This is a genomic window from Tahibacter caeni (genome assembly GCF_024609805.1).
GTDB lineage: Bacteria > Pseudomonadota > Gammaproteobacteria > Xanthomonadales > Rhodanobacteraceae > Tahibacter > Tahibacter caeni.
In genome coordinates this window covers 1-7,348 of the sequence record NZ_JANFVR010000248.1, presented here as the reverse complement: position 1 = coordinate 7,348, position 7,348 = coordinate 1, and the positions used below count along the sequence as shown (strand labels likewise).

10 protein-coding genes are annotated in these 7,348 nt (G+C 69.2%); 1 reads left to right on the top strand and 9 read right to left on the bottom strand.

The genetic code is table 11. The features are described from left to right. The 6 genes from NON22_RS17610 to NON22_RS17585 form a co-directional block, all read right to left on the bottom strand. A partial coding sequence (locus NON22_RS17610) for an RNA polymerase sigma factor (RefSeq protein ID WP_257388253.1) occupies window positions 1-898 on the bottom strand: 898 nt, incomplete at its 3' end. Between the two features lie 52 nt (window positions 899-950). After that, complete coding sequence (locus NON22_RS17605) at window positions 951-1,478, bottom strand: SRPBCC family protein (RefSeq protein ID WP_257388252.1); 528 nt, start codon at window positions 1,476-1,478, stop codon at window positions 951-953. 70 nt (window positions 1,479-1,548) lie between these two features. After that, window positions 1,549-1,974, bottom strand: a complete 426-nt coding sequence (locus NON22_RS17600; protein ID WP_257388251.1) for a YciI family protein — start codon at window positions 1,972-1,974, stop codon at window positions 1,549-1,551. Between the two features lie 243 nt (window positions 1,975-2,217). Beyond that, complete coding sequence (locus NON22_RS17595) at window positions 2,218-3,111, bottom strand: sensor domain-containing protein (protein ID WP_257388250.1); 894 nt, start codon at window positions 3,109-3,111, stop codon at window positions 2,218-2,220. Continuing rightward, window positions 3,108-3,473, bottom strand: a complete 366-nt coding sequence (locus NON22_RS17590; RefSeq protein WP_257388249.1) for a PadR family transcriptional regulator — start codon at window positions 3,471-3,473, stop codon at window positions 3,108-3,110. Before NON22_RS17590 ends, NON22_RS17595 begins: the two co-directional genes overlap by 4 nt. Window positions 3,474-3,875: 402 nt before the next feature. Further along, the gene (locus tag NON22_RS17585; protein ID WP_257388248.1) at window positions 3,876-4,160 is read right to left on the bottom strand and encodes a GIY-YIG nuclease family protein; all 285 of its coding nucleotides are present in this window, start codon (window positions 4,158-4,160) and stop codon (window positions 3,876-3,878) included. Window positions 4,161-4,287: 127 nt separating this feature from the next. On the opposite strand from NON22_RS17585, the gene NON22_RS17580 reads away from it, so the two are divergent. Continuing rightward, a complete protein-coding gene (locus tag NON22_RS17580) occupies window positions 4,288-4,548 on the top strand; it encodes a DUF1161 domain-containing protein (RefSeq protein WP_257388247.1) in 261 nt (86 codons plus the stop codon). 104 nt (window positions 4,549-4,652) lie between these two features. Here NON22_RS17580 and NON22_RS17575 read toward each other — a convergent pair whose 3' ends face one another. The 3 genes from NON22_RS17575 to NON22_RS17565 form a co-directional block, all read right to left on the bottom strand. After that, a complete protein-coding gene (locus tag NON22_RS17575) occupies window positions 4,653-6,227 on the bottom strand; it encodes a POT-type proton-dependent oligopeptide transporter (protein ID WP_257388246.1) in 1,575 nt (524 codons plus the stop codon). A 40-nt stretch (window positions 6,228-6,267) separates the two neighbouring features. Next, window positions 6,268-7,032: a queuosine precursor transporter gene (locus NON22_RS17570; RefSeq protein ID WP_257388245.1), complete on the bottom strand. Its 765-nt coding sequence runs from the start codon at window positions 7,030-7,032 to the stop codon at window positions 6,268-6,270. 29 nt (window positions 7,033-7,061) lie between these two features. Then, window positions 7,062-7,348: metallophosphoesterase family protein (locus NON22_RS17565; protein ID WP_257388244.1), on the bottom strand; the 287-nt coding region annotated here is incomplete at its 5' end.

Sequence of the window (7,348 nt, the reverse complement as noted above, 5' to 3'; positions counted from 1 at the left end):
CCTGCAGCGCGTACGGACCGAACGCGCCGCCGAGGTCCTCGGCGCGCTGCAGCGCGGCCAGGCCGCGGCGGATCAGCAGCTGGTCCCAGCGCGCGCGGTCCTGTTGGAGCAGCAGCACCGGCTCGCCGCGGCCGTCGACGCGGGCCGGCGCGCGCGAGGCCTGGATTTCCATCAGCGCGAGCAGGCCGTGCGCTTCGGCCTCGCGCGGCATCAGCGCGACGAGAATGCGGCCCAGGCGCAGCGCTTCCTCGCAGAGCTGGGGCCGCATGAGATCGTCGCCGGCCGTGGCCGCATAGCCTTCGTTGAAGATCAGGTAGATCACGGCCAGCACCGAGGACAGGCGTTGCGCGAGTTCGCCGGCCGGCGGCAGCTCGAACGGCACCTCGGCCGCGCTCAAGGTACGCTTCGCGCGCACGATGCGCTGGGCGATCGTCGGCTCGCTCTGCAGGAACGCGCGCGCGATTTCGTCGGTCGTGAGGCCCGCGATCAGGCGCAGGGTCAGCGCCGCGCGCGCCTCGGCCGACAGCACCGGATGGCAGGCGATGAAGATCAGCCGCAGCACGTCGTCGCCCACGCTGTCGTCGAGCGCGTCGCTGTCGGGCGCCTGCAACAGCTGCTGCAGTTCGTGCTCGGCGCCGAGTTCGTCGTATTTGCGCTGCGCCATGTCATTGCGCCGCAGACGGTCGATCGCGCGGTGCTTGGCCGCGGCCATGAGCCAGGCGCCCGGGTTGTCCGGCACGCCGCTCGCGGGCCACTGTTCCAGCGCCGCGACGAGCGCGTCCTGAGCCAGGTCCTCGGCGAGGCTCAGGTCGCGCACGAGGCGCATGAGCCCGCCGATCAGGCGCGTGGATTCCATGCGCCAGACCGTCGCGACGGCCTTCTGCGAGGCCGCGCTCACGCGCGGCCCGCCGCAGGCTCGAACGTTCCACCGCCCGTCGTCCGCATTCGCCTCAGGACTCCGCGCCGGCCTTGAGGCTCGCGAGACCGGCCTCGAAGTCCTTGCCGATCATCTTGTCCATGTTCATGAACAGGCCCATGAGCTTGCTGACGTACGGCTGCGGGCCGTACATGGCCCAGCGCACCTCGGTGCCGTCGGCGACCGGCTGCAGCACGAACTCGGCCGTGTTGTGCGCCTCGAACGGTTTCAGGAAATCGAGCTGGATCAGGATGCGCGAATGCGGCGTCGCCTCGACGATCTGCATGCGGCCCCGGCCGACCTTGTTGTTGCCCTCCCAGGCGTACACGGCGTCCTTGCCGCTGGCCGGGCCGCTATAGTCGCGCTTGAGCGCCGGATCGAGCTTCTCCCACGGCGACCAGGCGGTCCAGCGACGGAAGTCGTCGATGAACGCGTAGATCTTTTCCGGCGCCGCCTTGATGCGGATGCTGCGTTCGATGCGGAACGAGTCGGGGCGGAAAGCGGCAGCGACGAGCACGCCGACGATCACGACGAGGACGATCAGAGCGATGAGCTTGAACATGAGATTCCCCTAGGACAGAGCGCGGCGCGGCCGCGCGGCGCGAACGGAGGCAAGGCGGCGGAGACGGCGCTCAGTTGCGACTGGCGATCTCGGCGCGCAGGCGTTCTTCCTGTTCGCGCAGCTCCGGCGTGAACTCGGCGCCGAAGTCCTCGGCCTCGAATACCGGGCGGATCTCGATCTCGCTTTCGGCGCCGGTCGGATTCGGGCAGCGCTTGACCCACTCGATCGCTTCGTCGAGATCGCGCACCTGCCAGAGCCAGAAGCCGGCGATCAGTTCCTTGGTCTCGGCGAACGGACCGTCGACGACCTCGCGCGCCGTGCCGGAGAACCGCACGCGCGCGCCGCGCGAGCTCGGATGCAGGCCTTCGCCGGCCAGCATGATGCCGGCCTTGACGAGTTCCTCGTTGTAGCGGCCCATGTCGGTCAGCAGCTGTTCGCTCGGCATCACGCCGGCTTCGGTGTCGTGGTTGGCCTTGATGATGATCATGCAGCGCATCGTCGTTCTCCTGCGTGGGTGCGGTGCCGGCCGCGCGATTGCGTCCGGTTCTGCTGGAGCGTCGAAGCAGCGGGCGGCCGATCGACACGGCGCCGGAAAAATTTTTCGCTGCGACCGGCTGCGGCCGGTCCGCGCCCACGGAGTCCGCCGCGCCGCCACTCTACCCGCAACCGCGCGGCCGGCGCTGCCTTGATCCGCGCCGGATCGGCAGCCGCCGTTGCGGCGGCCGCCGTCTGCGCCGGATCAGCCCGCCTGCACGAGCAGTTGCTTGGCCAGCGCGCCCTGCAGCTTGCCGATGCCGCGCGCCAGATGCATGAAGCCGAACAGCAGCAGGATGCCGAACACCACCTGCAGCGGCTGCAGCCAGACCGGCAGCATGAACACCTGGTCGTTGAAGTTGACGAGACCGAAGCCGCTGAACGCATAGATCAGCGGGTTCAATGCGAGCCCGAGACCGACGCTGACGCAAGTCACCAGCAAGGTGAAATAGAAAATGCCGAGCGGCAGCATCAGCACCATGTAGAAAAGCGTGCCCCAGGTGCGCGGGTCGGTGAACAGACGCTTGACCCGTTCCAGCAGCGGCTGCTCGCGCGCGGCGTAGAGCGGCCGCCGCGGCATGCGCTCGCCGAGCATGACCTCGACGATGCGGCCTTCGACGAGGCTCAGCGCGCGCACCGTCGCGAGGAACAGCACGGCCAGCGGCAGGCCGATCACGAGGATCATGAGGCCGAATGACAGCGACAGCCCGGTCACGGCCCAGGTGAAATAGAAGATGCCGGTCGGCAGCGAGAGCAGCATGTAGAACATCGCGGCCCAGGCGCGCGGGTCGACCGCGACGCCGAAGAAGCGCGCGAGCGCCGACTTCGGCTGAGGCGGCCGCGGCGGCCGCAGCGCGCGGTTCACGACGATTTCCTTGTCGCGGTAGATCTCGGCGACCTCGTCGGGCGCGCCGTAGCTCGTCGCAATGCGCGCGAGCAGTTCGGCCGGCGCGACGCCGGGGTTCTCGGCGAACTCCGAACGCAGGTGATCCTCGGCGTCGTAGAGCGCGTCCTGGATCAGCGCCGGATCCTCGCCGCGCAGGGCGTCGCGCAGCTGGTCCAGGTACTCGTCGATGGAACGCGGCGTGGGACGGTTCATGGCTTCGGCCCTTCAAGGATGGTGTCGACGAAAGTGCGCGTGGCGGACCAGGCCGCCTCCCATTCGCGCAGCACGGCGCGACCGAGCTCGGTCGCGCGGTAGTAGCGCCGCGGCGGTCCGGTCACCGACGGCTCGACCTCGCTGTCGAGCAGGCCCGCGGCGCAGAGGTTGCGCAGCACCGGATACAGCGCGCTCTGCTTGCCGATCAGCACGCCGTCGCCGTCGCGCTCGAGCTGCTTGGCGATCTGGTAGCCGTAGAGCGGCTCGGGCGAACGCGCGAGCACGGCCAGCAGCACCAGCGACACGGTGCCCGCGCTGAGCTCGCGCTCGAACTTCTTGCGGTGGCTGTCGATACCGTCCATGTGCGGCTCGCTCGGTCGTGAGGATCGGACGCAGACCGGCACGGAGGCCGGGCTCTGCGGCGGCGGAAATCCCGGCTTCCCGGAACTTCCGCATAGGCGCGAGTGAACGATAGTGCGAACTTCACAGTAGTGTATCGGCCGGAAGTCACGCTGCGCCCGGCGGGTTTCGCGGCTGCGTCGACGCGCCGGGCCGGAACGCGATCGGTCCGCTGCCGGGCTCGCGGGTGTCGCGGTGGCGTCGCGCCCGCAAAGCCTGGCTCGCAACGGGCGGGCCGACGGCGAATGGCCGTCGCCGTCGGGACCGGCAACGGCATCGAAGTCCGGGCGATGTGTGCGCCGGACGCGCCGGACTTTTCAGGGTTACGTGGGGCGGCTGGGCCGGCGCGCCGCGGCCGCGAGGGATCACTCCGCGCCGGTGAGCATCGTTCCGCCGGCCGTGACCGGCGCGGCCGCGGCGAGCGCGCGCTTGCGCGCCGGCGACAGTTGCTTGATGCGGCGCTCCTCGCACAGCGCGGCGGACTTGTCGGCCATCGCGAACACCGCGAGCAGGCGCTGCGGCGGCCGCGAACGCGTATAGCGCGCGCCCTTGCCGGCCGCGTGCGCGTCATAGCGTGCGGCGACGTCATTGGTGATGCCGGTATAGATGCTGCCGCCGCGGCATTCGATCAGATAGACATACCAGCTCACGCGATCACGTCGTCCGCATTCCGGCCCGGGCGGTCAGAACCTTGCCACAACTCGCCCCCGCGGCCGACCGTAGCGGGGACGAAGCTGTTCTCCAGCCGCTAACGGCCCTACCCCACTGGAGACCGCTGTGAAGACCGTCCTGACCCTGATCGCCATGGCCCTGTTCCTGAGCGCCGGTTCGGCCTGGGCGCGCAAGCCCTGCGAGGAGCTGCGCCAGGAAATCGCCGCCGGCCTCGACGCGAAAGGCGTCAAGCACTACAGCCTGACCGTCGTGGCCAAGGATGCCGAGGACGTGCGCAAGACCGTCGGCACCTGCAACGGCGGCAGCGAACGCATCGTCTACGAACGCCAGACGCCGGCCCGCGACGAAGCCGTCGCCAAGCGCTGAACGGGTCCTCCGTTGCCGGCGCCGCCCACGAGGCGGCGGCGCCGGCTTTTTTGGAGGAAGACCCGCGCGAGCCCGCGGCCGCGCCCGGCCCGGCTGCGGACGGCTCAGGCCGCGCGGTAATTGTCCACTTCGCGATAACTGCGCGCGTACAGCCCGAAGGCCAGCGCGGCGATCAGCGCGAACGCGGCGAAGAAGAACATCTGGAACGCCGTGACGCTGAAGCCGGTCGAGGCGATCGAGTCGGTCACCGCGTCGTTGCGCACGGCGAAGTTGGCCAGCAGCACCCAGAGGTTGCCGATCGTCGTGGTCAGGTTCCAGAAGCTCATGACCACGCCTTTCATCGCGGCCGGCGCCTGGCTGTAGGCGAATTCGAGGCCGGTCGCCGAGACCAGCACTTCGCCGAAGGTCAGCAGCGCGTACGGCAGCACCTGCCAGACGATGGACATCGGGCTGCCGCCGTCCATGACGACCTGGATGCCGCCGATGACGATCCAGGCCAGGCCGCTGAACGCGATGCCGGCGGTCATGCGGCGCAGCGCGGTCGCTTCCCAGCCGATGCGGCGCAGCCACGGATACAGCACGAGGTTGTTGAACGGGATCAGCAGCATGACCAGGGCCGGATTCAGCGCCTGCATCTGCGAGGACACGAACCAGTCGGGCTTGGTCATCGCGTTGCCCTGGATGACCCAAGTCGAGGCCTTCTGGTCGAACAGCGAGAAGAACGGCGTGACCAGCGCGAAGATCACGAGCACGCGCAGCACGCTGCGCACGCCGTCGACGGCCGCGTCCGCGTGCAGGCCGCGCGCGCGTTCGAGCTGCAGCCAGGCGCCGCCGCCGATGCCGGCGAGCAGCGCGACGAGCGCCAGGCAGATCGCGATGACGATGCCGAGCTTGGCCGCGAACGCAAGCGCGGCCAGCGCCGCGAGCGCGCCGAGTATCGCCACGATAAGGCCCGGGCGGCCCTCGCCGCCGCGGCGGGCCAGCAGCGCCGTGCGCACGACGCGGTAGAACGAATCCGGATCGGCCGTCGTCGCCGGCGGCACCATGACGTACTGGCGCCGGCCGAGCCAGAGCACGACGGTCGCGATCAGCATGAGCACGCCGGGAATGCCGAACGCGACGCGTGCGCCGAAGTTCTTCAGGAAGATCGGCATCAGCAGCGAGGCGAACAGCGAGCCGAAATTGATGATCCAGTAGAAGCCGTCGAAGACGATCTTGGCCAGATGCTTGTTGGCCTGGGTGAACTGGTCGCCGACGAAGGACGCGACGAGCGGCTTGATGCCGCCGGAGCCCAGCGCGATCAGCCCGAGCCCGAGGAAGAAGCCGAGCCGGTTGTCGACGAACAGGGCGAGACAGAACTGGCCGGCGCAGTAGATCAGGCTGAACCAGAGGATCGTGCTGTACTTGCCGAAGAAGCGGTCGGCCAGATAGCCGCCGAGCAGCGGGAAGAAGTACACGCCGATCATGAACGTGTGCATCAGGTCCTTGGCCGCGAGCTCGCGCTCGGCGCCGGCCGCGACGTGCTGCAGCAGCAGCGACGTGATCAGGAACTGCACGAGGATGTTGCGCATGCCGTAGAAGCTGAAGCGCTCGCAGCCTTCGTTGCCGATGATGAAAGGAATCTGGCGCGGCATCCTGGCGGCATCGGCCTGGCTGAGCGTCGGTGTCGTCGTGGACATGGTGGTTTCCCGTGGTTCGCTGAAAATCGGCCGCGCGGCGTCAGGCCGCCGCGGCCCTGGCCTTGAGTTCGTCGCTGAGCGCCGGGCCCAGCCAGCCGTCGAGCACGCGGCGCAGCGCGTAGATCAGCGGCGTCAGCGCGATCGCCGCGCCGACCTTGTAGGTGTAGTTGACCGTCGCGACCGCGAGCCAGAGGCTGACCGGCCAGTGCTGCGGGCCGATCACGAACGCGATGTAGAGCACGATCAGGCTGTCGAACAGCTGCGACACCAGGGTCGAGCCGGTCGCGCGCAGCCAGATGTGCTTCTCGCCGGTGCGCTGGCGTATCGCATGGAAGATGCCGACGTCGACGAGCTGGCCGATCAGGAATGCCGTCACTGACCCGCCTATGGTCCAGAGGCCCTGGCCGAAGATCTGCGCGAACGCCGCCTGCATGTCGGGCACGCCCTGGTTCTCGCCGACCTTGACCCACCAGCCGGCCGGCGCCAGCGCGATCGCGGCGAACGCGAACACGAACGCATAGAGGATCAGGAACACCGCGAGCCACGAAATCATGCGCACGCCGCGCCGGCCGAAGTATTCGTTGATGACGTCGGTCATGACGAACACGATGGGCCAGAGCAAGGTGCCCGCGGTGAAGCTCAGCGAGCCGCTCTGGCCGAACAGGTTCCAGTTGAACGGCTGCACGCCGAGCGTGTCCTCGAGCGCGAAGATCTTCACGCCGATGAGCTCGGCGAGGATCGCGTTCGCGACGAACACGGCCGTCAGGATCAGGAACAGCTTGTGCGCCTTGTTGCCGAAGTCCACGGTTTCTCCCCTTGCCCGCACGAACGGATTCAGACTGCGTCGCGATAGCCGTCGGCCTGGCGCTGCGGCAGCACGCGCCAGGCCTGCGCCGTCGCGTGCAGCAGCAGGCAGCTCGGCCCACCGTTGGTGCGCGCGCGGCCCGCGGCGCCCGGATTCAGCACCCAGGGCAGCGCATCGGTGTCGACCACGAGGCGGTGACTATGCCCGTAAACGACGGCGCGCGCAGCCGGGTAGGCCCGGCGCAGCGCCGCGTGACGGCCGCGCGCCGGCCAGCGGTCGCCGTGCACGACGACGAGGCGGCCGCCGGGCAGATCCA

What these genes read in the sequence shown, in the direction of transcription:
- NON22_RS17605 (WP_257388252.1), bottom strand. Translation starts at nt 1,478, where the DNA reads ATGTTCAAGCTCATCGCTCTGATCGTCCTCGTCGTGATCGTCGGCGTG.
- NON22_RS17600 (WP_257388251.1), bottom strand. Translation starts at nt 1,974, where the DNA reads ATGCGCTGCATGATCATCATCAAGGCCAACCACGACACCGAAGCCGGC.
- NON22_RS17595 (WP_257388250.1), bottom strand. Translation starts at nt 3,111, where the DNA reads ATGAACCGTCCCACGCCGCGTTCCATCGACGAGTACCTGGACCAGCTG.
- NON22_RS17590 (WP_257388249.1), bottom strand. Translation starts at nt 3,473, where the DNA reads ATGGACGGTATCGACAGCCACCGCAAGAAGTTCGAGCGCGAGCTCAGC.
- NON22_RS17575 (WP_257388246.1), bottom strand. Translation starts at nt 6,227, where the DNA reads ATGTCCACGACGACACCGACGCTCAGCCAGGCCGATGCCGCCAGGATG.